The 22059-nt window shown below is 68.0% G+C and carries 19 protein-coding genes and 2 pseudogenes; 12 read left to right on the top strand and 9 right to left on the bottom strand.

Annotated features, from left to right (window positions below; genetic code table 11):
• Nucleotides 1-29 precede the first annotated feature (29 nt).
• From ACZ6B8_RS16470 to ACZ6B8_RS16445, 6 genes and pseudogenes are all read left to right on the top strand, one after another.
• Nucleotides 30-224: pseudogene (locus tag ACZ6B8_RS16470) on the top strand (HAD domain-containing protein); the annotation flags it as partial.
• A gap of 186 nt (nucleotides 225-410) precedes the next feature.
• Complete coding sequence (locus ACZ6B8_RS16465) at nucleotides 411-1004, top strand: hypothetical protein (protein ID WP_471607912.1); 594 nt, start codon at nucleotides 411-413, stop codon at nucleotides 1002-1004.
• 252 nt (nucleotides 1005-1256) lie between these two features.
• Nucleotides 1257-1670 (top strand): hypothetical protein, encoded by a 414-nt coding sequence (locus tag ACZ6B8_RS16460; protein WP_471607620.1) that lies wholly within the window; start codon nucleotides 1257-1259, stop codon nucleotides 1668-1670.
• A gap of 183 nt (nucleotides 1671-1853) precedes the next feature.
• On the top strand, nucleotides 1854-3308 hold the full coding sequence (argG, locus tag ACZ6B8_RS16455) for an argininosuccinate synthase (protein WP_471083833.1): 1455 nt from the start codon (nucleotides 1854-1856) through the stop codon (nucleotides 3306-3308).
• Between the two features lie 485 nt (nucleotides 3309-3793).
• On the top strand, nucleotides 3794-5032 hold the full coding sequence (locus tag ACZ6B8_RS16450; protein ID WP_471607619.1) for an acyltransferase family protein: 1239 nt from the start codon (nucleotides 3794-3796) through the stop codon (nucleotides 5030-5032).
• A complete protein-coding gene (locus tag ACZ6B8_RS16445) occupies nucleotides 5029-5388 on the top strand; it encodes a GNAT family N-acetyltransferase (RefSeq protein ID WP_471083839.1) in 360 nt (119 codons plus the stop codon). The genes ACZ6B8_RS16450 and ACZ6B8_RS16445 overlap by 4 nt, the downstream gene beginning before the upstream one ends.
• 63 nt (nucleotides 5389-5451) lie before the next feature.
• Here the strand turns inward: ACZ6B8_RS16445 and ACZ6B8_RS16440 are convergent, their stop codons facing one another.
• Entirely contained in the window at nucleotides 5452-6261 is an 810-nt protein-coding gene (locus ACZ6B8_RS16440) for a LysR family transcriptional regulator (RefSeq protein WP_471607618.1), read from the bottom strand.
• 68 nt (nucleotides 6262-6329) lie between these two features.
• Here ACZ6B8_RS16440 and ACZ6B8_RS16435 point away from each other — a divergent pair, with 68 nt between their 5' ends.
• Together ACZ6B8_RS16435 and ACZ6B8_RS16430 are read left to right on the top strand one after the other, a co-directional pair.
• Nucleotides 6330-7244, top strand: coding sequence for an NAD(P)H-binding protein (locus ACZ6B8_RS16435; protein ID WP_471607617.1), 915 nt, complete (start codon nucleotides 6330-6332; stop codon nucleotides 7242-7244).
• Between the two features lie 112 nt (nucleotides 7245-7356).
• Nucleotides 7357-7782 carry a pyridoxamine 5'-phosphate oxidase family protein gene (locus ACZ6B8_RS16430; protein WP_471083849.1) on the top strand — a complete coding sequence of 142 codons (426 nt, stop codon included), beginning with the start codon at nucleotides 7357-7359 and terminating at the stop codon, nucleotides 7780-7782.
• A gap of 199 nt (nucleotides 7783-7981) precedes the next feature.
• On the opposite strand, the gene ACZ6B8_RS16425 is transcribed toward ACZ6B8_RS16430, so the two are convergent.
• The 3 genes from ACZ6B8_RS16425 to ACZ6B8_RS16415 form a co-directional block, all read right to left on the bottom strand.
• Nucleotides 7982-8497 carry a lytic polysaccharide monooxygenase auxiliary activity family 9 protein gene (locus ACZ6B8_RS16425; RefSeq protein WP_355820430.1) on the bottom strand — a complete coding sequence of 172 codons (516 nt, stop codon included), beginning with the start codon at nucleotides 8495-8497 and terminating at the stop codon, nucleotides 7982-7984.
• A 611-nt stretch (nucleotides 8498-9108) separates the two neighbouring features.
• Nucleotides 9109-9579, bottom strand: coding sequence for a DIP1984 family protein (locus ACZ6B8_RS16420; RefSeq protein WP_471607616.1), 471 nt, complete (start codon nucleotides 9577-9579; stop codon nucleotides 9109-9111).
• A 115-nt stretch (nucleotides 9580-9694) separates the two neighbouring features.
• On the bottom strand, nucleotides 9695-10801 hold the full coding sequence (locus tag ACZ6B8_RS16415; RefSeq protein WP_471607615.1) for a BUD32 family EKC/KEOPS complex subunit: 1107 nt from the start codon (nucleotides 10799-10801) through the stop codon (nucleotides 9695-9697).
• A gap of 311 nt (nucleotides 10802-11112) precedes the next feature.
• Between ACZ6B8_RS16415 and ACZ6B8_RS16410 the strand changes: the two genes are divergently transcribed.
• Entirely contained in the window at nucleotides 11113-12513 is a 1401-nt protein-coding gene (locus ACZ6B8_RS16410; RefSeq protein WP_471607614.1) for an AMP-binding protein, read from the top strand.
• A gap of 76 nt (nucleotides 12514-12589) precedes the next feature.
• Here ACZ6B8_RS16410 and ACZ6B8_RS16405 read toward each other — a convergent pair whose 3' ends face one another.
• Nucleotides 12590-13534 (bottom strand): ScbA/BarX family gamma-butyrolactone biosynthesis protein, encoded by a 945-nt coding sequence (locus ACZ6B8_RS16405; protein ID WP_471607613.1) that lies wholly within the window; start codon nucleotides 13532-13534, stop codon nucleotides 12590-12592.
• Between the two features lie 701 nt (nucleotides 13535-14235).
• Here ACZ6B8_RS16405 and ACZ6B8_RS16400 point away from each other — a divergent pair.
• Both ACZ6B8_RS16400 and ACZ6B8_RS16395 read left to right on the top strand, forming a co-directional pair.
• Entirely contained in the window at nucleotides 14236-14964 is a 729-nt protein-coding gene (locus ACZ6B8_RS16400) for an HAD family hydrolase (RefSeq protein WP_471607612.1), read from the top strand.
• A gap of 327 nt (nucleotides 14965-15291) precedes the next feature.
• The gene (locus ACZ6B8_RS16395) at nucleotides 15292-15954 is read left to right on the top strand and encodes a ScbR family autoregulator-binding transcription factor (protein WP_471607611.1); all 663 of its coding nucleotides are present in this window, start codon (nucleotides 15292-15294) and stop codon (nucleotides 15952-15954) included.
• A 90-nt stretch (nucleotides 15955-16044) separates the two neighbouring features.
• On the opposite strand, the gene ACZ6B8_RS16390 is transcribed toward ACZ6B8_RS16395, so the two are convergent.
• From ACZ6B8_RS16390 to ACZ6B8_RS16380, 3 genes and pseudogenes are all read right to left on the bottom strand, one after another.
• Nucleotides 16045-16155 carry a hypothetical protein gene (locus ACZ6B8_RS16390; protein ID WP_471607610.1) on the bottom strand — a complete coding sequence of 37 codons (111 nt, stop codon included), beginning with the start codon at nucleotides 16153-16155 and terminating at the stop codon, nucleotides 16045-16047.
• Nucleotides 16156-16268: 113 nt separating this feature from the next.
• Nucleotides 16269-16469: pseudogene (locus ACZ6B8_RS16385) on the bottom strand (SDR family NAD(P)-dependent oxidoreductase); the annotation flags it as partial.
• A gap of 749 nt (nucleotides 16470-17218) precedes the next feature.
• Nucleotides 17219-17911, bottom strand: a complete 693-nt coding sequence (locus ACZ6B8_RS16380) for a ScbR family autoregulator-binding transcription factor (protein ID WP_471607609.1) — start codon at nucleotides 17909-17911, stop codon at nucleotides 17219-17221.
• A 2557-nt stretch (nucleotides 17912-20468) separates the two neighbouring features.
• On the opposite strand from ACZ6B8_RS16380, the gene ACZ6B8_RS16375 reads away from it, so the two are divergent.
• A complete protein-coding gene (locus tag ACZ6B8_RS16375) occupies nucleotides 20469-21290 on the top strand; it encodes an AfsR/SARP family transcriptional regulator (RefSeq protein ID WP_471607608.1) in 822 nt (273 codons plus the stop codon).
• 224 nt (nucleotides 21291-21514) lie between these two features.
• Here ACZ6B8_RS16375 and ACZ6B8_RS16370 read toward each other — a convergent pair whose 3' ends face one another.
• Nucleotides 21515-21904 (bottom strand): hypothetical protein, encoded by a 390-nt coding sequence (locus ACZ6B8_RS16370; protein WP_471607607.1) that lies wholly within the window; start codon nucleotides 21902-21904, stop codon nucleotides 21515-21517.
• Nucleotides 21905-22059: the final 155 nt, after the last annotated feature.

Below are 22059 nucleotides of genomic sequence, written 5' to 3'. Positions count from 1 at the left end.
GCGCCTCTTCTCCTGAAGGGCAGCGCCGTTGGGCGACCCGCACACTCGCCGACCGGGCCGCAGGCCGTGACTTCGTCTGGGTAGACGACGAGATGTCCGAGGCCGACCGGGCCTGGGTGGCGGCGCGCCACGCGGGGCGGGCCCTGCTGCACCGGGTCGACCCGCGCCATGGCCTGCGCGACGCGGACTTCCGTGCCCTGGACGCCTGGCTGCGCGCGGAGTGACTCCCCCCGGCCGGCCGCTGTTGCCGTTCGGTGACACGGAAGACAGAGCTGTGACGTGGGCGAGGGCAACGAGTTCGCCGGCCCGCGGGTCGTATGTGGCGTGGGAAGGAAGAGCGGGACCGTCCGCCCTTCGAACAAGCAGTCTGACCGAGTGAGCTGGGGGAAACAGTGGAGATGAACATGCGTATGAGCAAGGGACTGCTCGCGATGGGCGCCGCGTTGGCGGCGGCAGGTGTCGCGGTCGGCACGGTGCCCGCCGCCGCGGCCGGCACGCCCCGGTTCCTGGCCGCGTCCGAACTGCCGCCGCACGCGTCGTCGGAGTGGACCGCCGGCCCGGTGACCTCCGGACAGCCCGACCCGCTGCCGATGTGTATCGGGGAGGCGCTGCCGTCGATCTCCGTGCACCGCGCCTACCGCACCGACCTCGACACCAACGCCCTTCAGGTGACCGTCGTGGAGCGCAACGAGCAGCGGGCCAAGGACTTCGCGGCGCTGCTGCGCAAGGACCTGGACGGCTGCGCGAAGAAGGTGATGGCCGAGAACCCGGACATCACCGCGGCGCAGAAGTACTACGGAAAGGTCGACGTCGAGGAGGGCGCCCACGTGTACGGCGTCCACACCACCGCGACGTGGGGCGCTTCCGACATCAACATGTTCTCGGTCGGGCGTGACGGCAACACCGTGACGCTCGTGCACTGGGGACAGATGGGCGGCTTCGCCGACGCCCAGGTCGCCGACTTCAAGAAGACCACCGCCACGGCCGTCAACAAGCTCTACTAGGAGCGCTGCCGGCCGCCCACCCGGTCGCCGGCGAGATCTGACGAGTTCCACTGCCCCTGGCTCCGGCCGGATCCGATGGGTGCGGCGACGCCGGGACCGATCTCGGTACTCCCCTGACGGGGTGGGAGAATCGGGCCCGGCAAGACCGCGCCCGTGCTTCCTCGCCGGTGCCGGTCTCGTCGCACGAGGATTCGGCCGGGGTGAGGCCGGGCGCCGGGGTCGCTACCGGCCCCCGGTGGTGGGGAGGAACCGATGGCGCTGGAATGGCGGGGCATCGCCAAGGGGGCACGTGCCGTTCCCGAACCCATGGCCACACCGTTCGTCTGGACGACGGCCTGCTCGGGCTCCTTGGCGCTGGTCGTCACCTTCGACCTGCTCGGCGCGCTCGACCGCACCGGGCTCGCCCTCGCGGCGCTGTCCCTGCTGGCCGCCCTGGTCGGCATGCTCGGCCGGTTCGTCGCGGCGCCCGGCACCGCGGTGCTGTGCTGGGCGCTGCTGAACGTCTTCGCCGCCCACCCCACCGGCGAGCTCTCCTGGGCCGGGCACCGGGACCCGGGCTGGGTGGCGTGCCTGCTGGGCGCCGCGCTCATCGGTACGGCGACGGCCCGGGTCTGGTACGCCCGGGCCGCGTACCGCCGCCTCACTCCGTTCGACGGCGCGGCCTGACCCTGCCGGGCCCCGCGCACCGGATCGGAGGCCTCGGCCCCGGTTCTCCGGGCCTCACCCGCGCCACCCTCGCGACACGCGCGCGCCGCACGCCCCCCCTTCGCGGACCCTTCGCAGAGACTTCGCACGGCGCCTCCGCACGACTCCTTTGCATGACCATGCGAGATGATGCATACTCTTCCTATGTCTAAGGTCCTCACCTCCCTTCCCGCCGGCGAACGTGTCGGCATCGCCTTCTCGGGCGGTCTCGACACCTCCGTCGCGGTCGCGTGGATGCGCGACAAGGGTGCCGTCCCCTGCACCTACACCGCCGACATCGGCCAGTACGACGAGCCCGACATCGCCTCGGTGCCCGGCCGCGCCAAGACCTACGGCGCCGAGATCGCGCGCCTGGTCGACTGCCGCGAGGCGCTCGTCGAGGAGGGCCTGGCCGCGCTCACCTGCGGTGCGTTCCACATCCGCTCCGGCGGCCGCGCGTACTTCAACACCACCCCGCTCGGCCGCGCCGTCACCGGCACCCTCCTGGTCCGGGCGATGCTCGAGGACGACGTCCAGATCTGGGGCGACGGATCCACCTTCAAGGGCAACGACATCGAGCGGTTCTACCGCTACGGGCTGCTCGCCAACCCGCAGTTGCGGATCTACAAGCCGTGGCTGGACGCGGACTTCGTGACCGAGCTCGGCGGCCGCAAGGAAATGTCGGAGTGGCTGCTCGCCCACGAGCTGCCCTACCGGGACAGCACGGAGAAGGCGTACTCCACCGACGCCAACATCTGGGGCGCCACGCACGAGGCGAAGACGCTGGAGCACCTGGACACGGGTGTCGAGACGGTCGAGCCGATCATGGGCGTGCGGTTCTGGGACCCCGAGGTCGCGATCGCCGCCGAGGACGTCACGATCGGCTTCGACCAGGGCCGGCCGGTCACGATCAACGGCAAGGAGTTCGCCTCCGCGGTCGACCTGGTGATGGAGGCCAACGCCATCGGCGGCCGCCACGGCATGGGCATGTCGGACCAGATCGAGAACCGGATCATCGAGGCCAAGAGCCGCGGCATCTACGAGGCGCCGGGCATGGCCCTCCTGCACGCCGCGTACGAGCGCCTGGTGAACGCGATCCACAACGAGGACACCCTCGCCCAGTACCACAACGAGGGTCGGCGCCTCGGCCGCCTCATGTACGAGGGCCGCTGGCTGGACCCGCAGGCGCTGATGGTGCGCGAGTCGCTCCAGCGCTGGGTCGGCGCCGCCGTCACCGGCGAGGTCACGCTGCGGCTGCGGCGCGGCGAGGACTACTCGATCCTCGACACGACCGGTCCGGCCTTCAGCTACCACCCGGACAAGCTGTCCATGGAGCGCACCGAGGACTCGGCGTTCGGCCCGGTCGACCGGATCGGCCAGCTCACCATGCGCAACCTGGACATCGCCGACTCGCGCGCCAAGCTGGAGCAGTACGCGGGCCTCGGCCTGATCGGCACCGCCAACCCGTCGATCGGCGCCGCTCAGGCAGCGGCGACCGGTCTGATCGGCAGCATGCCGGAGATGCCGGAGGGCGGCGCCCAGGCCATCGCCTCCCGCGGCCAGGTCTCCGAGGAGGACGAGATGCTGGACCGCGCCGCCATGGAGTTCGGCACGGACTGACCTGCATACGAGCTCGGGCCGAACGCGGCGTGGGCAACGGCTGATCGCCACCCGCACTGCGGGGAGGGGCCGGTACGACGCCATGGATGAGGCGTCGTACCGGCCCCTGCGCGTTGCCGTCAGGGTGCAGAGCGCGGGGGGGGCGGGGGCGCCAGGTGCGAAGCGCGCGGTACGGGGTAACGGGTGTGAGTAGACACCACCCGAACGAGCGCACTTGACCCCCGCGCGGGGACTCGGTGCGCTGTGTCGGCCGACCCCACCGACCTGGCACAGAACGCCACATGACCCGCGTGGCGCGGGGGTGAGCGCACGATCGACGGAGTTTTACGCGGCTGTAGAAGTTTGGCTAGGGTGCCGGGAACGCACCGCGATGACGCACCACCCGCATCTTCGGCACGACGCGTTGCACGGCACGGTCTCGCGGGCCCGGGTTCACTGTGGGAGGCATCTTGAAGGAGACGTCACGCCCGACCGGCCGTCACGCGATGCCGCTCCCTCCGCAGCGGCCCGCCGCGACCCCGGCCACCGGCCAGGGCGCGGGCCCGGGAACGAGAACCGCCCAGCCCGGTGAGGAGGCGGGGGCACCCGCTGCGAGGCCTCGTGCGGGGGAGGCGAAGGACGACGCGCGAGACGCGAGGGGCGGTAGCGGAGACCGGGCGCCGAAGCGGCGGGACGCGTTCTTCGACAACGCCAAATACCTCGCGATCGTCCTCGTCGCGATGGGACACGCCTGGGAGCCGCTGCGCGGTGACAGCCGGGCCGCGGCCGCGCTCTACATCACCGTCTACACCTTTCACATGCCGGCGTTCATCGTCATCTCCGGCTACTTCTCCCGCAGCTTCGACGCCGGCCCGCACCGGATCAAACGCCTGGTCACGGGCGTCGCCGTGCCCTACGTGATCTTCGAGGTCGCGTACACCTTCTTCAAGCGCTGGGCGGGCGGCGACCCGGACCACCCCATCAGCCTGCTTGACCCCTGGTACCTGACCTGGTTCCTGGCCGCACTGTTCATCTGGCGGCTCACCACGCCGATCTGGCAGGCCGTGCGGTGGCCGCTGCCGCTCGCCCTGGCCATCGCCGTCCTGGCGTCCGTCTCGCCGGACATCGGCGACGACCTCGACCTGCAACGAGTCTTGCAGTTCCTGCCCTTCTTCGTCCTCGGGCTGATCCTGAAGCCGGCACACTTCCAGCTGGTGCGCCGCACGGAGGCACGTCTGCTGGCACTCCCCGTCGTCGCGGCGGCGCTGGTCTTCGCCTACTGGGCCGCTCCCCGGATGAACGCGGCGTGGTTCTACCGCCGCGACAGCGCCCAGGAGCTGGCCGCGCCCGGCTGGGCGGGCGGCGTGATGACGCTGGCGATGTTCGGCTGCTCGCTGGTACTGGTCGCCTGCTTCTTCGCCTGGGTGCCGGGCCGCACGCTCTGGTTCACGGCCCTCGGCGCCGGGACGCTGTACGGCTACCTGCTGCACGGTTTCCTCGCCAAGGGATCCCGCTTCGGGGACTGGTACGACGCCGGCTGGATCCACCGGCCGCTCGGTGAGATCACCGTGACGCTCCTCGCCGGGACGGTGATCACGCTGCTGTGCACCCCGCCGGTCCAACGCATGTTCCGCTTCACCATGGAGCCGAAGATGGCCTGGGCCTTCCGACAGGACACGGCCGGCCTCGCCAACCGCCGTGCCACGGGTCGCGAACAGGGCAGAAGGGGTGGAAGAGCCGAGTGAGCCGCCCGGCCCGGCCGCCCGCCGTCCACTTCGAGCGCGTCATCGAGACCCCGCCCGCGGGCCGCCAGGCCCTCACGATGCTGGACCACGGCGACCGGCCGGTGGGCTGCCTCGAATACCAGGTCTGCCACCCCTGCCGACGCGGATACATCGGCAACATCGCGGTCGCCGCGCACTGGCAAGGCCTCGGCCTCGGCCGTCACGCACTGCACACGGCCCTCGCCCCCTGCCCGGGCTACACCTGGTCCACGTCACGCCAGTCCGCCGAGGGCAAGCGCTTCTTCACCGCCATGGCGGACGAGTTGGAGATCGCGTTCCCGCCCGACGGGGCCCGCTGCCCGCACATGACGCCGTGAATCGGAGCCTCACCCGTCGGCCCGCTTGACACACCCACACCAGCCGGCTCCGGGCCGAGTCCCTCAGGCGCCGCGCAGCGTCGCGACGGCGATCTCCTCGAAGTCGCGCAGCAGCTTCTCCTGTCGCTCCGCGCGGGCGACCAGACACGCCTCGACCCCGGGAGCGTCCGTGACGGGCACGTGCACGAGGTCGGGGCGCGAGTAGGAGCGGGCCACGCTCAGCGGTACGAGGGCGATGCCGCGACCGGAGGCGATGAGCTCAAACTTCTCTTCCAGGGAGGCCGTCCTCCGTCTCGGCGAGTCCAGCATGGTCTCGTCGGCCAGGTCGGCGGAGGTGAGCTCGTCACGGTGGGCCAGCGGGTGCGTCGCCGGCATACAGGCGACCCGGGGCTCATGGCCGATGGGTACGACGCGCAGCCCTGTCTCGTCGAAGGGGCGTCGCAGATAGCCGATCTGGGCCCGGCCGTCGCGGAGCGGCGCGTCCTGCTCCCACCAGCGCGCCGGGACGACGTCGGTCTCCACCTGCGGGTGGAGTGCGGCGAACGCTCGGATCGCGTCCGCCACGTACAGGCCGGGGGAGAAGGCGACGGACAGCCGTTGCACGCCACGGTCGACGTCGTGCACGCGGCGTACCGCCGCCGCGGCCGCCGCGAGGATCCCCTGTGCCTCCTCGTGCAGCTGCTTGCCGGCCGCCGTGAGCTCCACGCTGCGGGTGGTACGCACGAACAGCGCACACCCCAACTCCTGCTCGAACGAACGGACTTGACGGCTGAGAACCGGCTGCGTGATGTAGAGCTGTTCCGCCGCCCGGCCGAAGTGCCGGTGCTCGGCCACCGCGGCGAAGTAGCGGAGCTTGCGCAGATCGAGATCCATGTCCTCAAGGTATCAATCCCTGCAAAGGGTATTGGACGCCACCGATGGCAGGCCCCGAGACTCGACACATGATCGTCATCACGACACCCACCGGCCAGATCGGCGGCCGGCTCCTGGACATCCTCTACGACGAGACCCTCACCCGAGGGGAGGACCTGCGCGTCATCGTGCGTGACCCGGCGAAACTCCCCGAGTCGGTCCGCACCCGCGTCGACGTGATCACCGGCTCCCACGGCGACGCGGAGGTCGTCGACCGGGCCTTCGCCGGGGCGGACGCGGTCTTCTGGCTCGTCCCGCCCGACTCCCGGGCCCCGAGCCTGGAGGCCGTCTACTCCGGATTCACCCGTGCCGCCGCTGAGGCGTTCGTCCACCACAAGGTGGGGCACGTCGTCGGCGTCTCCGCGCTCGGCCGAGGCACCCCCGTCGCGGGCCGCGCCGGCCAGGTGACGGCCTCACTGGACATGGACGACCTCATCGCGGGCACGGGGGTGGCCTACCGCGCCCTCGCCAACCCGACCTTCATGGACAACCTGCTGCGGCAGGTGCCGTCGATCCGCGACCACGGCGTGTTCACGGACATCATGTCCGCCGACCGGAAGGCGCCGATGGCGGCCTGCCGCGACATCGCTTCGGCCGCCGCGGACCTGCTGCTCGACCGCTCCTGGACGGGGGTGGGCGAGGTCCCCGTGCTCGGCCCCGAGGACCTGTCACCGAACGACCAGGCGCGCATCATGTCCGAGGTGCTCGATCGCCCGGTCCGCTACGAGCGGCAGTCGTACGACGACTGCCGCGCCACGTTCGGCGCGTACGGCGCCGGCGACGCGTTCATCGAGGGCTACCTCGACATGATGCGCGCCAAGGACGCCGGCCTCGACACCGGCGTACGGCGCACCCCGCAGACCGCAGGAACGACGAGCTTCCGCACCTGGTGCGAGGAGGTCCTGAAGCCGACGATCGACGCGGAGGGGCACGGACAGAGCTAGGGCCACGGAGGATCCGGGCCCGTTCATACGACGACACGGGGGCGTGGAATACCTCCGGAACGGGGCGAGTTGGGGATCATGACGGCACGCCCACGATCGAAGGAGACCCGCGATGCCTCTCAGCGTCGAAGAGCGCGAGCAGTTCCTGGCCGAGCCGCACATCGGAGCGCTGGCCGTGACGGCGGGCGAGGGGCGAGCGCCGCTCACGCTGCCGATCTGGTACCAGTACGCACCGGGCGGCGAGCTGTGGGTCATGACCGCCCGCGACTCCAAGAAGGGCAAGCTGATCGCCGAGGCCGGACGCTTCTCACTGATGGTCGACCGCCTGGAGCCGACCGTGCGCTATGTGTCCGTCGAGGGGCCGGTGGTCCGGACCGAGGCGGCGACCATCGAGCAGTTGCGGGAGATGACGGCGCGCTACCTCCCGGCCGACAAGGTCGAGCCGTACGTGAAGAGCGCCTGGAAGGCGCACGGCGAGGAGGTCGTCTTCACCCTGCGGCCCGAGCGCTGGTACTCGTCGGACCTCGGGGCCGTCTGACGCCTCGCCCGGCCGACGGGGCAGGGACTGAGGCGTCAGACGGCGAGCTCTGAGGCACGCCCCCACTGAGCGGCCGGAGTGGGGACGTGCCTCAGCCGACGCACGACCGGCGGTCATGCGGCCGGCGGACGTACGGTCACCGGGGCGGTCGGTTACCGCGGTGTGCGGTCGACGAGATGTGCGAGCAAGAGGCCCACCGTCAGCGGATGTTGACGTCGATGCACGCGTAGAACGCGTTGGACGTGTCACCGATGTTCCACACCGCGAGGACCTTGTGCCTGCCGGTGGCATTGCCGAGGTTGACCTGATGCGTGACGGTCGCCGGCGGCTGCTGGTTGCCCCCGTCGATGGTGGCGACCTTGGTGCCGTCGACGAAGTACTCGTAGTTCGCGGTGCGGTGACGTGCGGTGAACGTCCAGGTGAAAGTCTGTGTCCTGCTGACGTCGCTGACCCGCCAGCCCTTGTTGTCGTTGTCGAGTTCCGCGAACCTGGCGTTGCCGCCGCTGCAGCTGCGCAGACCCTTGGGCCCCTCGACGCTCTGCGGCTCGTACTTGATCTCACCGCACGACACCGTGCCGGCCGCACACTGCGCCTGCCGGCTCGCCGGTGCGTTGACATAGCCGTGCGCGCTGGCCGAACCGGTCGGCAGCGTGAGGGCGAGGACCGGTGCCAGACCGGCACCGATCGCGGCGGCTATCTTCCGCTTCTTGTCCATACGTACTCCTTCACTGCATTGCTTCATGGGGGTGTGCAGCGCGAAGTGCTCTTGTGGGGGAGGGGGCGGGTGGGGACGCGGGTGCGGGCGAGGGAGGAACGGGGAGGGCGTATAGGGGGGTGACCGCATCGAGGGATGTGGCCACGTGGGCGCGACTGCTGATTAGTCCGGACCATAGACTTCGGCGAGCCGCGGTCAAGGTCGGTTTCACGCCACGCAGAGGAACTCGGCCCTCGGGGCGGCGTACGGCAGTCGCGTCAGGCGCCCGAGCACCTCAATGGGACTACCGCGTGCGAACGCCTACGGCGGCCCACGGTGGCCTGCAACGCGGTGGTCTGCGACGCGGTGCAATCGCCGCCGACTGCATACGATGGGGAAACCCCGAGCCCGCCCTCACTGTCCGGATCTGCACGTGGTGATGTGCTGTGCAATGTGCACTGTCACCTGTACGCGGTGCGGAGCTGCATTGTTAACGGGGAATCGAACCCCTGCGTTGCTCTCCACGCGCCAGGAGTGAGCCGTAAACCGCGGCTCTCGGTGTGTGCACGCCTCCGGAACAGCTACCTGCTCCCCATCGCCTCCAGCTGGAACGCTCGCGTCCGCCGGACGGATCAGTCCAGCAGATCGACTTCCCAGTTCGCACGCTGGATGCGTACGTCGATCTCGCGGATGTCCCGTGCGAGCGCATCCGCCTGCCCGCGCAGTTCGGCGACGGGGAGAGCGGACAGCATCATCAGCTCGGACCGCAACTGCCGGCCGTAGCCGCGATCGCCGGTGCCCGCCGCGGCGTCGGCGGCCGCGGTGACCACCGAGTGGCGCAGCCGCAGGACGTCCCGGCGCGCGAGCGCGTCGGTGAGTGTGTCGCCCTCACCCAAGTCGACCGTCGCATTGGTGCGGTTGATCCGTCGGATCAACGACTCGAGGGTGTCCAGTGCCTCGCCGGCGTCGGACAGCAACTGGGCGGCGTTCTCGGCGGGCGTCTCGCCCTCCTGGTACCGCGCACTGCTGACGACGCGCGAGCGCAACTGCTCCACACGACGCGCCGCTTCGGCCCGCTCGGCCAGTGCCTCAGCAAGTTTCACTGTCTTCCCCCCGTTCACTGAATGCGCAAGATCGCACGAGTATAGGAACACAGGGATGGCGCGTGCGCACGGGGTTATCTCATGCACTCGCGGCTTTCGCGGCACTCGCGACTCCTCAGGTTCTTGCGCCGGTCGAGCTTTCGCGGCTCAGGATCCGTCGAATGTCCTCCCCGGGATACGGGACGCTCCGGCTCTTGTGCTCCAGCCGCCCGAGGAAGTCGGTCACGACCGCCGCGAGCGGTGCAAGACGAGCGAGGAGCGCAGCCGTTTCCGGGAGGCCGGCGGATGGAGGCCGACCTTCGGCGCACGCGCGTATCAGCGCCTCTCGTTCGGCTCGCCCGCAGCCGAAGAGGGCGGTGAGGAGCGAGTTCACGAGGTAGCTGAGGGTATACGCGCGGTCGTACGTCCTGTGCGCCTCGAAGAAGTCTCGTTCCGCGGACGACAGATCGAACCGCGAGGAGAGTGCCAGCCCGAAGTCGGAGAAGTAGAGCCGCTGCCCGTCGGTCAGGATGTTCTGGAAGTGGGCGTCGAAGTGGAGAAGCCCGCGGTCGTCCATGAAGGAAGTCCCGGTCACCAGTTCCTTCTCGATGAGGGCGCAGGCCCGGACGATCGCGTCGTGGCCCGTTCGCACCTGCTCGCTGAGCCAAGTGTGCAGGGTTTGGGGAATGTACTCGAGGAACAGGACAACACTCGATGAGGACTTCTGAAGGGCGGAGATACGGCGTCGTACGGCGCTCCCTCCGCCCCAATAGGCCACGGCCCGCTCGACGTCGGCGAGCTCCGACGGCAGGGAGACGGACGCCGGGTTCGGGAGTACCCGCCAGTGATACATGAGCGGGAACCCCTGATGTGCGCCCGCGAGCACCCAGTTCGTGGTCATCGTATGAGCGCCGACCTCGCGCCACGCGCCGAAGCCCGGTCCGCCGATGCCGTATTGGCAGAAGAGGGGCAGCCCGAAGGTGTTGGCGGTGGAGCGGAGATGATCCGGTTCCAACTCCACCTCGGTGAGAGGCACACGTTTCACGAAGACCGGTAGACCCGCGACTTGGAGAAGCGCGGAGCTCCCGCCGATGCCGGATCCGAGAGGCGAGGCCGCATCCAGAAGGCGCTGTAGCTCACGGTCACTGCGCAGGGCGAGGTCGGTGGAGACGCGACTGTAGTTGGCGGGGCGGGGGCTTGGAGTGAGGCCGGGGCCGGAGCTGGGGCCGGGACTGGAGTGCATCGGTGTACCACCTTCGCTTCATGGACTACAGCGATTGTGCGATGTGTCGGGCGCCTGGAGAGAGGGCAGAGCCGCGCGGGCGAGGCCACTCGTCCCGCCGCGGGAAGTTGCCGACGCGAAATCCAGTCCAGGGGAGCGGGGCACCTTGGATGTTCTGCCGAGGGAAATCGTCACCCATGGTTCGTACAGCGGATTGCCTGCGACCGCGTGGGCCGACTGGGATGAATGGATCAAGAGGTCGGGAAGCCAGTGCGACCAGTACGTACCGGAGCGCCCGGACCTCCCGGCACGCCTGGTACGGAAGGAACCGCATGACATCCGTGCTCGTGGGCTGCACGCCCTGGCCAGAGGAGTTCGTCGACCGGTACTGGAAGGTCGGTCACTGGCGCGGCAACACGCTCGACAACCTGCTGCGCGGTTGGGCCGTGCAGCACGGAGCACGGACCGCGCTGGTCCAGGACAGCACCCGCCTCACGTACGCGCAGCTGAACAGGCGCGCCGACCGCATGGCCGCCGGCTTCCGGCTGCGCGGTCTGCGGCCGGGCCAACGGGTCGTCGTCCAGATGCCGAACGTTCCCGAATTCGTCGTCGCCGTGTTCGCGCTGATGCGGACAGGCGCGATCCCCGTGTTCTGCCCGATGTCACACCGCGGCGCCGAGATCTCGAACCTCGTACGGATCACGGAGGCGGCCGGTTACGTCGGCCCGTCGACCTACCAGGGCTTCGACCACTCTGCGATGGTCGCCGACGTCGCGGCCCAAGGGGTCTTTCTGCGGCGGGTGTTCACGTACGAGGCACCGGGTACGGCTTCTCCGTACGGCGGCCTCACGATCGACCCCACGGGCTGTCATTATTTCCCGCTGACCTCGGTGGACGCGCCGCCTGAACGGCCGCAAGTACGGGGCGCGGACGGGGTGGCGTTCTTTCTGCTCTCCGGTGTCGGCACCGGTGCCGAGAGCTTCAGGCTGGTCCCGCGCACGCACAACGACTACGCCTACCAGGCCCGTGCGACCGCCGAGTTGCTCTCGCTCACTGACGACGACGTGTACCTCGCCGCCCTGCCCGCCGAGTCCAACTTCGCGTTCGGCTGCCCCGGCATCATCGGCACGTTCACCGTCGGCGGCACCGTCGTCCTGGTCGAGGACCCGGAAGCCGAGAGGTGCCTGACGGCCGTGGAGCGAGAGCGGGTCACCGTCACGACACTGGAACCGACCGCTGCCCAGCGCTGGCTGGACGTCCTCCCCACGGCTGAGGCCGACGTGAACACCCTGCGCCTGGTCCAGCTCGCCGGCGGGCCGATGCACCAGACGACGGCGGCTGCGCCTGCGACCGCGGAGCGTATGGCAAGGGAACTGGGCTGCGGTGTCCAACGGCTCTTCGGCATGGCCGAGGGGCTGCTCACCCTGACCCGGGCCGTCGACCCGCTCGACGACCCGCAGGACCCCATCCGCACCATGCAGAGCCGTCCACTCTCACCCGACGACGAGATCCGCATAGTCGACGCGCACGGCAAGGAGATGCCCGAGGGCGAGCCCGGCGAACTCCTCACCCGCGGCCCGTGCACGATCAGGGGCTACTACCGAGCACCCGACCACAACACACGCGCCTTCACCACCGACGGCTACTTCCGCACCGGCATCCTCGCAAGGAGTACTCCGGAGGGCGAGGTGGTCGTGATGGGCGACTTGGAGTCGCGAGACGGCCTCGCGTAGAACTGAGCACCGACCGACCACTGATCATCCAGGTCGACTTCTCCAGCAACCCCGTAGCTCACACGATGCCGCCCCATCACGCGGTGGTCGCGGTGTGGTGGGTGGTGAAGGTGGGCTGGTTGTTCTGGTGCCCGGTGATGGTGTGGGTCCGGGTTTGCGGGGCGGTGGTGGGCTGGGGGGTGATGGAGATGTAGCAGGGGTCGGTGAGCTCGACGTACCGGTGGAACTGGGTGCGGGTGTGCGTGGTGGTGGCGTCGGGTGGGAGGTGGGGGCGGGTCGCCTGGCGGGCGGCCTCGACGAGGACCATGCCGGGCATGTGGTCGGTGTCGTGGTCGAAGAGGATCGGATGCATGGGGTCGGGATTGAGGAGCCAGGTGTCGTGCCGGGAGGTGGGGGCGAGGACGAGGTCGTGGCTGTGGGAGCGACCGAAGGCGGTGGGGTTCTGGTCGGTGGGGGTGTGACGGAGAGCGCTGAGGGTGGCCATCGGAGTGGCACGGATGCGTCGGTAGACGGCAGGGGAGACGCAGGTGAAGTGTCCACGGCCGGTTGCGACGATGTGCTGGTGAGCGTTGGTGATGGTGAGGTAGATGGCGAAGTGCGCACCGTGGGCGTTGCGGGTGAGGATGGCGTTGAGGGTGAGATCGGTGGGTGTGGTCTCGATGCCGAGGTGCTGGGGATGCGTGGTGACCGTCAGGTCCTGCATGACGAAGTGATGGTCCAGGGGGACCTGGTGTTCCGTGTGCGCGAGATAGATGCCGGACTGGCGGACCGTTTCGCACGCTTGGAGATGATCGTGGCTGCGCCCGTCCGGAGTGGAGAAGAAGGCGTGGGCGCGGGGCCACTGACCGGTGAGGACATAAGTGTTCTCACCGGTCTTGTGGTGTCCGGTGAGGAAGACTTCGGCATGCGCCGCGCGATGAACGTATTGCCTGGCGACGGTGCTGGCGAGCGCGGACGGTGGTGCCGGCGTGCAGGGAACGGTGAGGGGACCGGGTATAGCCAGCGACTTCTGAGCCGGCATCGCGCTCCGGGGCTTCGCCGACGCGGGGACGGTTGCGGCGGAGTGGGCCGTCGTCGCGGCGTCCTGCGATTCCTGTTCGCGTAGGGGGGGCGTCAGGCTCGGTGTCCGGGGCTCGTCCTGCGCCTCGAAGAGCCCGATCAGGTCCTCCGGGCACTGTAGATCCTGATCGTCGTGTGTGGTCCCGCTGTTGCAACTGTTCCGTGGCGTCAGGACAAGACCGCTCATGAACCTCTCCCCCTGGAGGTGAATGAAACTGAGGCCATAACATACATACCCACCGGTTTTTGAGACAAGAGTCGATGGCGATTACATGCGACGGCGTAGGAAATGGCAGCCAGTCAGAGGAACCAGGCTTCTGTCACGCTGCGTAGCTCCTTTTGATGGAGGGTTCAGCGTAAGGGGATCCGTGACGTCCGTTTAGCACAAAACCGGGCGGTCGGTTTCATTGATATCGCCGTGGTGTTGGTCGTGGCCTCCGCGAACTGCAGCTGGCCGTGCCACCAGTGCTCGTGATTCTCTACGGAGAGTCGGCTGAGAGAGATCGGATACCGGTCTTCCTTAAGGTCATAACTGGAAGGAGATTTTCTTGCTCCGTTTTGCGTGGGGGTCGGGTTCGCCGGTGGGGTGGCGGTCGGAGGCGCCGGAGAGACTTGGAAGCTGTCGTGGTCGGTGACGGGAGTGTGCATCGTGGAGCTGGGCAAATGAGCCGCACCGGTGGTGGCGAGGGTAGACGTGAGGAGGGGCAAGGGCAGGGGTTGGCCCACCTGGGCCTGGTGGCGGTCAACATCGACGGCGTTCTGCTGGATGACAGTTTCGGTCCGGTGATCAGGCGCCTGGTGGAATCGCGAGGCGGGGTGTACGGGGAGGAATTCGAGAGGGCGTTGTTGTCGCAGCCGCAGATGGTGGCGGCGCATGTTGCCGCGGAAGTTTTGGGTGGGAGTGCACAAGAGCTGCTGGAAGCGTATTTCGAGGAACGGGCGCGCTATGTGCTCGAGCATCCGGTCAGGATCTTGGAGGGGGCGGATGAGTTGCTGCGGAGGCTGCGGTCGCTGAACGTTCCCGCTGTTTGCTATGGAGGTTTGGAGAGATCGCATTTCGACCGCTATTTGGGAGACAGGGCAGGGTATTTCGACGGTCCGGTATATGTCTGTACGAATGATTTCCGTCCGGGTATCCGGGAGATCGCGGAGATGTTCGCACTCCGTATGGATCAAGTGCTCTTCATTGACGATGTGGCGCGGGTGGCGGAGGCGGCGCGGGAGCTGGGGACGCCCTTCATCGGGCATCCCAGTGGTGACGGGAGAGGCTTCCAGCGGCGGTCGATGGAGCGGGCCGGAGTCCGGCACGTGGTCGGTGCGCTGAGGGAGATCGATGAGGAGCTGCTGCGCAGAGTGGACGCGGAGGCAGCTGCCGGAGACTTTTGGGGCTAGCGGGTCAACGCCCGGGCAAGGCAACTCCCGCCCTCCGCCCATATATTGACGCTGGGCGGCAGCCGTCCGCCCCTGCCCATGCGCGTGCACCGCATCCTTCGCGTGGCCGGGTGCAGCTGAATGCCGGATGCGCCGGGCGGCCTCAGCGGCACGGAGTGCAATGGATTTGAGAGCAGAGACATGCCTTCAGGTGGGCAGATGCGGGCAGAACGATGCTCAAGATCCTTGGCGGGGTCGCTCGGGGAAGTTGTGGGTAAGGTACGCCCACGACGATTGTTTTCGGGTCCGCTGCATACCCGATATGGCGCGGAGTGCAGGGGAGGTCACGTGGCGCAGCAAGAGCGTGCGGTTCGGACGCGCCGCGCGGTGCTGGAGGCAGCCGCTATCGTGTTCGGCCAGCATGGATACGCGGCGGCCACGGTCTCGGACATCCTCAAGATCGCCGGAGTCACCAAGGGGGCGTTGTACTTCCACTTCGACTCCAAGGAAGCCTTGGCCCGGGGAGTGTTGGAGGCGCAGACCGCCTATACGGGACCGCCGCAGGACCTCAAGCTCCAGGAATGGATCGATGTAGGGTTGCTGCTCGCGCACCGGCTGCCGAGGGATCCGGTGGTTCGAGCCGGCGCCGTGCTCTCATCCGATGCGCTGGGCAGGGAACATTACGGCAGTGCCTGGCCGGCGTGGGTCGAACTGTCCGTCGGGATGCTGACCGATGCCAAGGAACGGGGTGAGATCCTCTCGCATGTGGTGCCGAGGCAGACCGCGGAGCTTCTCGTCGGTGCCTTCCACGGAGTTCAGCTGTTCTCGCAACTGGAGCATGGCCTGACCGATGTCGAGCGACGTATCGCGACGCTCTACGACCACGTGGTACCGGCGATCGCGGTGCCCGCGGTCCTGGCCCGTCTGGATCTGACGCCGGACCGCGGGGCGCGCCTCTTCGCGCAGACCGTGTCCGTTCCGCGCCCCGTCCTGACCGACAGTGTTTCTTGAAACGCTCCGCCCACCGCCTCATCCTTCGGGAGGCGTGAAGCCTGCGGGCAACCAGGGCCGTGTCGGGGCCGTGCTGGGCGGGACCACGGCTCACCAGGTGGTGGCGCCGCCGTCGACGGGCGAAGGGGCGCCGGGGACGAAGGAGGCGCGGTCACTGCACAGCCATGCGGCGGCTTCGACGATTTCATCGGCTCCCGCCATACGGTTCTGCGGTGAAGAGGCTTTGCTCCTGGCTTCCTGGGCAGGGAACGGCTGAACCAGTCCTCGACCATTTCGGAGCGGGCCAGGCCCGGGGCGATGGCGGTGACTCGAATATTGCTGGAGGCGTACTCGACCGCGGCAACCTTGGTGAGACCGACCACGGCGTGCTTGGCGACGATGTAGGCGGCAGCCGCTGAGGTGGCGACCATGCCGGCCACGCTGCTCGTGTTCACGATCGCTCCACCACTGTTCCCGATCATCACGCCGATCTCGGGGCGCAAACAGTTCCAGACCCCGCGGACGTTGGTGTCCATGATCAGGTCGTAGACGGTGTCATCCATCAGGGCAAGGGGCTCTTCTCCACGGCGGTGCCCGCGTTGTTGAGGGCCGGATGAGGGCGACTTTGCCGTCGTGCGACCCTTGAGCGTGCGTCAACCTGCTTTCTCCCTATGCGCCTTGAGCGGCAGACGCCGCGACGTTACGCTCCGCCCACGGTGTGCAGATCACAACGTTGGTAGCTTAGCGTGTCTGTTCGATAACAGGCTTCGGATTCCCGCTAGTTGTTCCGCACCGCCCCTGGACGGTGCTGTGAGTAGTGTGGCCCCTACCGTCGAAAAGTCGGGCTACAGGAGGGCCGTTGCGGGCAGGCGACTGCGATCGCTGCGGGCAGCGACAACGATCGTGGCGTCAGCATTCTGGCCGCATCCCTCCCCGCCCCCTACACGGGCAACGCCTACGCCGCACACAACCCCGTCCCAGGTCGCAAAGGTTCCCGAAAGCCTGACGTGTGCGGCAGGCGGCAGGCTGTTTCCTACCGTGTTGGGGACCGGCCCGTGTTGGGGACCGGCGCAAGGAGCTGGCCGGGCACGACTCCGAAGCAGTTGACCATCGCTCTGGGCTAATTCCTGGGCTTGGGGGGCCTCTCCGTACGAGGGCCGCGCAGTGACCGCCAGGAGCCTGGCGCAGCGGGTGCACCTAGGGCGGTTTTCGGCGCGTGGTACTGCGCGCCGGCTGGGCTGCCGACTGCTGGTAGTGAAAGCTGAACCCGCCTTGTCGAGCGATGTCAGGAGCGTGTGCCTCCTGCTCCGCCGCTCTTCGCCTCTGCTCCACGTTCGTCATGGTGGATGCCGCCCTCGCCGGGAGGACCGTCGGTGCCGTGCGGGTCGAACGCGCTGTGGGCCGTGGGGGCGGTGATGGTCGGGAGGAGGAGTTCCCAGAAGGTGGTGAGGGGGGCGGGGGTGAGCCATTGCTGATTGGTGCGACTGAGGATTTCGAGGCCGGTCGTGGTCGCGACGATGGTGGTGGTGAGGTGATCAGGGTGGATGTTGCTGTTGAGGGTGTTTTGGCTGGCGGCGCGGGTGACGAGTTGATGGATACAGGTGTGCCACTGCTGGCGGAGGTTGTGCGTGGTGTGCGGGGCGGTGTCGGTGTTGAGGCGGAATCCGGCCCGAACGGTGGTGTTGTGATGTAGGAGGTGGTTGAGGTGGTGTGTGAGGTCAATGAGGGTCTGGAGAGAGTTGGAGCGGTGGGGGATGTCGTTCGCGGTCTGATGGAGGGCCTGGGTGGCGGACTGTTCCACGGCGTGGGCGATGGCGGCCTTGTTCTCGAAGTGGAAGTGGAGGGCGCCGCGACTGACGCCGGCGCCGCTGCTGATGTCGTCGAGGCTGGTTCTGGTGTAGCCGTGCCGCTCGAAGAGTCTTGCGGCGGAAAGAATCAGGGCGTTGCGGGTACGGGTGGCCCGTTCCTGCTTGCTCACGGGTGACTCCTGTCGAGGGTGGATTCCGGTCACCATATAAAACCAGCATGGCGGTTTCGTATCTAGAGGTGCGTCACTGCGGCTTGTCCTCGTGGGTCGGATGTATCGCATTCCGCTTGCCGAGGGAGAGGGTCGCGGTGATGGCCACCCTGGTGGTTGCCTAGCGGTGGAGTGGCGGGTCGGGACGGCCAATTGGCTTGAATGGCTGCTCTTCCGTTCTTCTTGGTCAGGCCTGGATGCGGGGGAGAGGTGATCGAACGATCGCCCTGGTATGGGGGCCGTAAAGAAACCGGGTCGATGGTATGTTCAACGTTTCGAAACGGCCGACCAGATGCCCGAAGTGCTGGATGGTGGCTGGCGAGCAGGGGAGGGGGGAGCGTGAAGGGCGGTCCCGTGGTCCAGCGGTATCCGAGTGTGTTTTGAGGCGGTTGGTCGATTGTGGGCGTACCGCAGGGAGGGGGGCGCGTGGACGCCGTTGAGGTCGCACTGTTCAAGGTGGTGCGCGGTCGAGCCTCTGAGGAGGAACTCGCTGCGGTCGCGGTCACGTTGTTCTCACTCGCGGCGGGACAGAGTCGATCGGTTGTCGCTGGCGCTGGTGTAGGTGCCGGTGTGTCAGCAGGTTCAGGTGCAGGTGGCGGGGTTGGTGGGAGGGCCTCTTGGCGCGCGCCAGAAGCCACCGCGTATAGGGCGCCGCACAGTTGGCGATGAGCCTCCGGGCCGGCTGAGGCGGCGACGGGGGCCGTCCCGCCCGTTGCGCCTCAGGAGATCGCCGCATCTGAGACTCGGGATTCAGTGCGTGATGCGCGGTGCACAGGTGCGAGGTTCGCCGTAGGGGGTGCGTGACCGGTGGCCGAGTCGCCGGCCTCTGCCTCGCTTCCTAAGGCCCTGTGTTGCCGCAAAGCTATTGATCTTGCGGCTAGTTGAGGCCAGCGCGCCTGTCGTGTATCCGGTGGTTGCTGTGGGGCTGGCGAGCCCTGCACCCGTGGGCCCGACTCGCTTGCCGTCGGGCGGGTTGCAGCTGCGTTGCGTCTGTGGTCTTCCGCTTGGTCGAATGCGCGATTCTTCAGGACGGCCGAGGCCTCTTCCGCTCAGCAGGTCGTCGGGATGGCCGTGGCTACGCTGCTGTTCGGAGGCGGCATCCGTCTCGGCCTGCCGCGTGCACTGGACTCCTGTGCTTTCCGGCAGTTCGGTGAGGCGGTCACACATGGCGCCGCTGCCCGCCTCGTTTCGATGTAACCTCGCGCGCTCGATCGCCGGACCGTCTGCCCGGCCCGGCGCGGCGCGCTCGTTCGGCCTTTGGGGCAGCGACGTTCTGTGCCGTGCGCCAGACTCCCCGTCCTCGCGTTCGGCCTGTCGGACGTCGCCGAGCGCCACACGCCACCGCGGCATGTCGACTGCGTCGTGGCTTACGTCCTCAGGGACGCCCAGGCCTCCTGGTGGCCGCTGTCTCCGTCGCCCTTGCTTCGCTCGCAGCCTTTGTGCCGCTCTGGGCTCGCCGATCTCGCTGTTGTGGGTCCCCCGCGAGGGGTCGAGTCCCGGGCGAGGCGGGCCTGTTGCCCTCCTGTGCCCGCATCCTGCGCTTGCCTCTGTAGCTGCTCATCACTCGTCGCTCGTCGGCCGGGGGAGGGCTCGGGGGGTGGTTGGCTGGAAACAGCGGGTGGTCGCTGTTTCTGTGAGGTGCGGACTGCCGTGATGCCAGGTTGTTGAGCTGGGGTTTTCTGGAGTGTGGGTGGTGTCGTGGCGGGCTGTGGGTAGGGCGGGGGTAGAAACCAGCTACGCGGTTTTCTATTGACAGGAAGTGGGGGATCCAATTGAATTTGGGTGCGGTTCAGCGCCGTGGTTGTGCGGGAGTTTTTGATCTTCGCTTTCAGGGGGACGCTGTGGACGATGATGTGCTCGGCGGGACGGTGGGGGGCTGTCGGCTGTTGCGGGGTAGCGCGCGGTCCGGCTCCTGGTGTGGCTGAGTGCGGCTGGTGTGACGCGCTCCGGCCCTCTCGGTTTCTCTGGTTTGGCCCTTCTCGGGTCTCTTGTGCTGCCCGCCGCCCTGTCTCCTGCCAGCAGCCCTCCGCTCGTTGCGTGTTGCGGCTTGTTGCGTGCTTGGCCGTCTGGGCGGGCCGTGCGCTGGCGCTTGGTGGGGGTGGCTGTGTTCCGGCTCCCTCGTCTCTCTTGTTCGTCCTGTCCCGTCTGGGGTGTTGGGGGGCAACGTTTTCCTGGTGGTCGCGTGGTCGTCGTTTGAGGCTGCTCGCTCCTGGCGTTGAGTCTCTAACGTGCGTGCGTACAGGGCATGTTGACGGTTTGTTAGCTGAGTTGGTGTCTGTCTCGCGTATTGGTGCGGGTAGGGATCGCCGCGGGGCGAGACGCACGCGAGGTGCGGGCGTTAGCTGTTCCTGAGTCGCACGAGATGCCGCGTCGTCGCGGAGCAGGTGTGGCTGATGTGTCGTAGGTCCGGGGTTGTCCTCGAGTCGTGTGGTGGGGGGTGTTGGCGGAGCGGGGTGCGTTGGTGGTCGATGGATTGAGCGTTGTGCTTGGAATTCGATGATGTACGGGGGAGTTTTCCATGAAGGTTCAGGTTTTGGGTCCGTTGAGTGCTGAGGTCAATGGGCAGTCGATTGTTCCGACGGCGGGGAAGCCGCGGCAGATTCTTTCTCTTTTTGCTCTTTATCCGGGGCGGGTTGTGCCTGTTCCGACGTTGATGGAGGAGTTGTGGGGGACGGAGCCGCCGCAGAGTGCGTTGACGACGTTGCAGACCTACATTTTGCAGTTGCGGCGGCATTTGGGTGCGGCGTTGGGGGCGGGTGGTTCTGGGTCGGCGAAGGAGGTGCTGGCGACGCGGCATGGGGGGTATCTGATGCAGATACCTGTTGAGAGTGTGGACGTGCAGGTGTACGAGCGTCTGGCGGGGGAGGGCCGGGCGGCTTTTGATGGTGGTGATGATGCGGGGGCGGCGGATTGTTTCCGGCGGGCGTTGGCGTTGTGGCGTGGGCCGGCGTTGGTGGATGTGCGGGTGGGGCCGATTCTGGAGATTGAGGTGATGCGTTTGGAGGAGAGCCGGTTGGGGACGGTGGAGCGGCGCATCGACGCTGATCTGCGGTTGGGCCGGCATGCGGGGTTGATTGCGGAGCTGACGGAGTTGACGGCGCGGTATCCGCAGCATGAGGGGTTGCATTCGCAGGCGATGGTGGCGTTGTACCGGTCGGGGCGTCAGGCGTCGGCGTTGGAGATTTATCGCAGGTTGCGGATCAGGATGATCGAGGGTTTGGGGGTGGAGCCGTCGCCGCAGGTGCAGCGGTTGCATCAGGCGATGCTGGCGGTGGACCCGCAGTTGGATGTGGTGGCGGGGCCGCGGCGCAGTTCCACGTTTGATCTGTACGCCGCCTGAGGTCCGGACGCTTGCCGGGGTCGTTCCGCGCGCCGGTGGCCAGGGCTCTGCCGCTGGCCGGGCGTCGCCAGTCGGTGTCTCGGCCCTTTCCGGTCCGGTGTGGGGCGGGGTGAACCCACTTCCTCAACCGCCGCGTCGCAGGCGGCTCCTAGCCGTTTCGGCTCCCCGCCAACCTGCACACCTGATCCGGTGCAAGAACGGAACACCACGAGGAGGCGACCTGATCAGAGCCGCTCGGCCATCGCCGCCGGGACGATCAGATGCCGCGCCCGATGTTCGGCTGCCGCCGTGACTGCCCAGTTGGTGGTTTGGTCCGACATGGCCGGGCGCTCCAGACTCTCCCGGCACGTCGTGCACCGCGGGCACGCCGCTACGAAATCCGGTAGAAGCTCGACGTGTTCGGTCGCCATGTGCTGTCCGAGGGCCAGCTGCGCGGAGAGCCCGGAGTCGAACGGGTCGTAATCCACCCCGGGCGGCGACACGAGCTCAGCCTCTGCGACGGCGTCCCGCATCGTGATCATGCGCTGATACAGGCGCGTGCATTCGTCGCAGGCCATCAGCCAGGGTGGAGGGAGCGGCCACAGCTCGTCGTCTCGTAAGTCGTTGGTCGCCATGCTGGCTAGCCTAGGGCCGGCGGCCGTTCGATGGTGCTGACCGTCCCAACAACGCGCACGTTGGGACGAATCAGTCCGGCGAAGGGCCGACCTGGACTCTCTTGTGGCCGACCGGATCCGACTGCGACTGTCCCGTGTGCACGATGTGGAAGCCA

The organism is Streptomyces sp. NPDC041122, assembly GCF_055592445.1.
This window is presented reverse-complemented; position numbering and strand designations above follow the sequence as displayed.

What these genes read in the sequence shown, in the direction of transcription:
- ACZ6B8_RS16465 (WP_471607912.1), top strand. Translation starts at nt 411, where the DNA reads ATGAGCAAGGGACTGCTCGCGATGGGCGCCGCGTTGGCGGCGGCAGGT.
- ACZ6B8_RS16460 (WP_471607620.1), top strand. Translation starts at nt 1,257, where the DNA reads ATGGCGCTGGAATGGCGGGGCATCGCCAAGGGGGCACGTGCCGTTCCC.
- argG (WP_471083833.1), top strand. Translation starts at nt 1,854, where the DNA reads ATGTCTAAGGTCCTCACCTCCCTTCCCGCCGGCGAACGTGTCGGCATC.
- ACZ6B8_RS16450 (WP_471607619.1), top strand. Translation starts at nt 3,794, where the DNA reads ATGCCGCTCCCTCCGCAGCGGCCCGCCGCGACCCCGGCCACCGGCCAG.
- ACZ6B8_RS16440 (WP_471607618.1), bottom strand. Translation starts at nt 6,261, where the DNA reads ATGGATCTCGATCTGCGCAAGCTCCGCTACTTCGCCGCGGTGGCCGAG.
- ACZ6B8_RS16435 (WP_471607617.1), top strand. Translation starts at nt 6,330, where the DNA reads ATGATCGTCATCACGACACCCACCGGCCAGATCGGCGGCCGGCTCCTG.
- ACZ6B8_RS16430 (WP_471083849.1), top strand. Translation starts at nt 7,357, where the DNA reads ATGCCTCTCAGCGTCGAAGAGCGCGAGCAGTTCCTGGCCGAGCCGCAC.
- ACZ6B8_RS16425 (WP_355820430.1), bottom strand. Translation starts at nt 8,497, where the DNA reads ATGGACAAGAAGCGGAAGATAGCCGCCGCGATCGGTGCCGGTCTGGCA.
- ACZ6B8_RS16415 (WP_471607615.1), bottom strand. Translation starts at nt 10,801, where the DNA reads ATGCACTCCAGTCCCGGCCCCAGCTCCGGCCCCGGCCTCACTCCAAGC.
- ACZ6B8_RS16410 (WP_471607614.1), top strand. Translation starts at nt 11,113, where the DNA reads ATGACATCCGTGCTCGTGGGCTGCACGCCCTGGCCAGAGGAGTTCGTC.
- ACZ6B8_RS16405 (WP_471607613.1), bottom strand. Translation starts at nt 13,534, where the DNA reads ATGCCGGCTCAGAAGTCGCTGGCTATACCCGGTCCCCTCACCGTTCCC.
- ACZ6B8_RS16400 (WP_471607612.1), top strand. Translation starts at nt 14,236, where the DNA reads ATGAGCCGCACCGGTGGTGGCGAGGGTAGACGTGAGGAGGGGCAAGGG.
- ACZ6B8_RS16390 (WP_471607610.1), bottom strand. Translation starts at nt 16,155, where the DNA reads ATGGCGGGAGCCGATGAAATCGTCGAAGCCGCCGCATGGCTGTGCAGT.
- ACZ6B8_RS16375 (WP_471607608.1), top strand. Translation starts at nt 20,469, where the DNA reads ATGAAGGTTCAGGTTTTGGGTCCGTTGAGTGCTGAGGTCAATGGGCAG.
- ACZ6B8_RS16370 (WP_471607607.1), bottom strand. Translation starts at nt 21,904, where the DNA reads ATGGCGACCAACGACTTACGAGACGACGAGCTGTGGCCGCTCCCTCCA.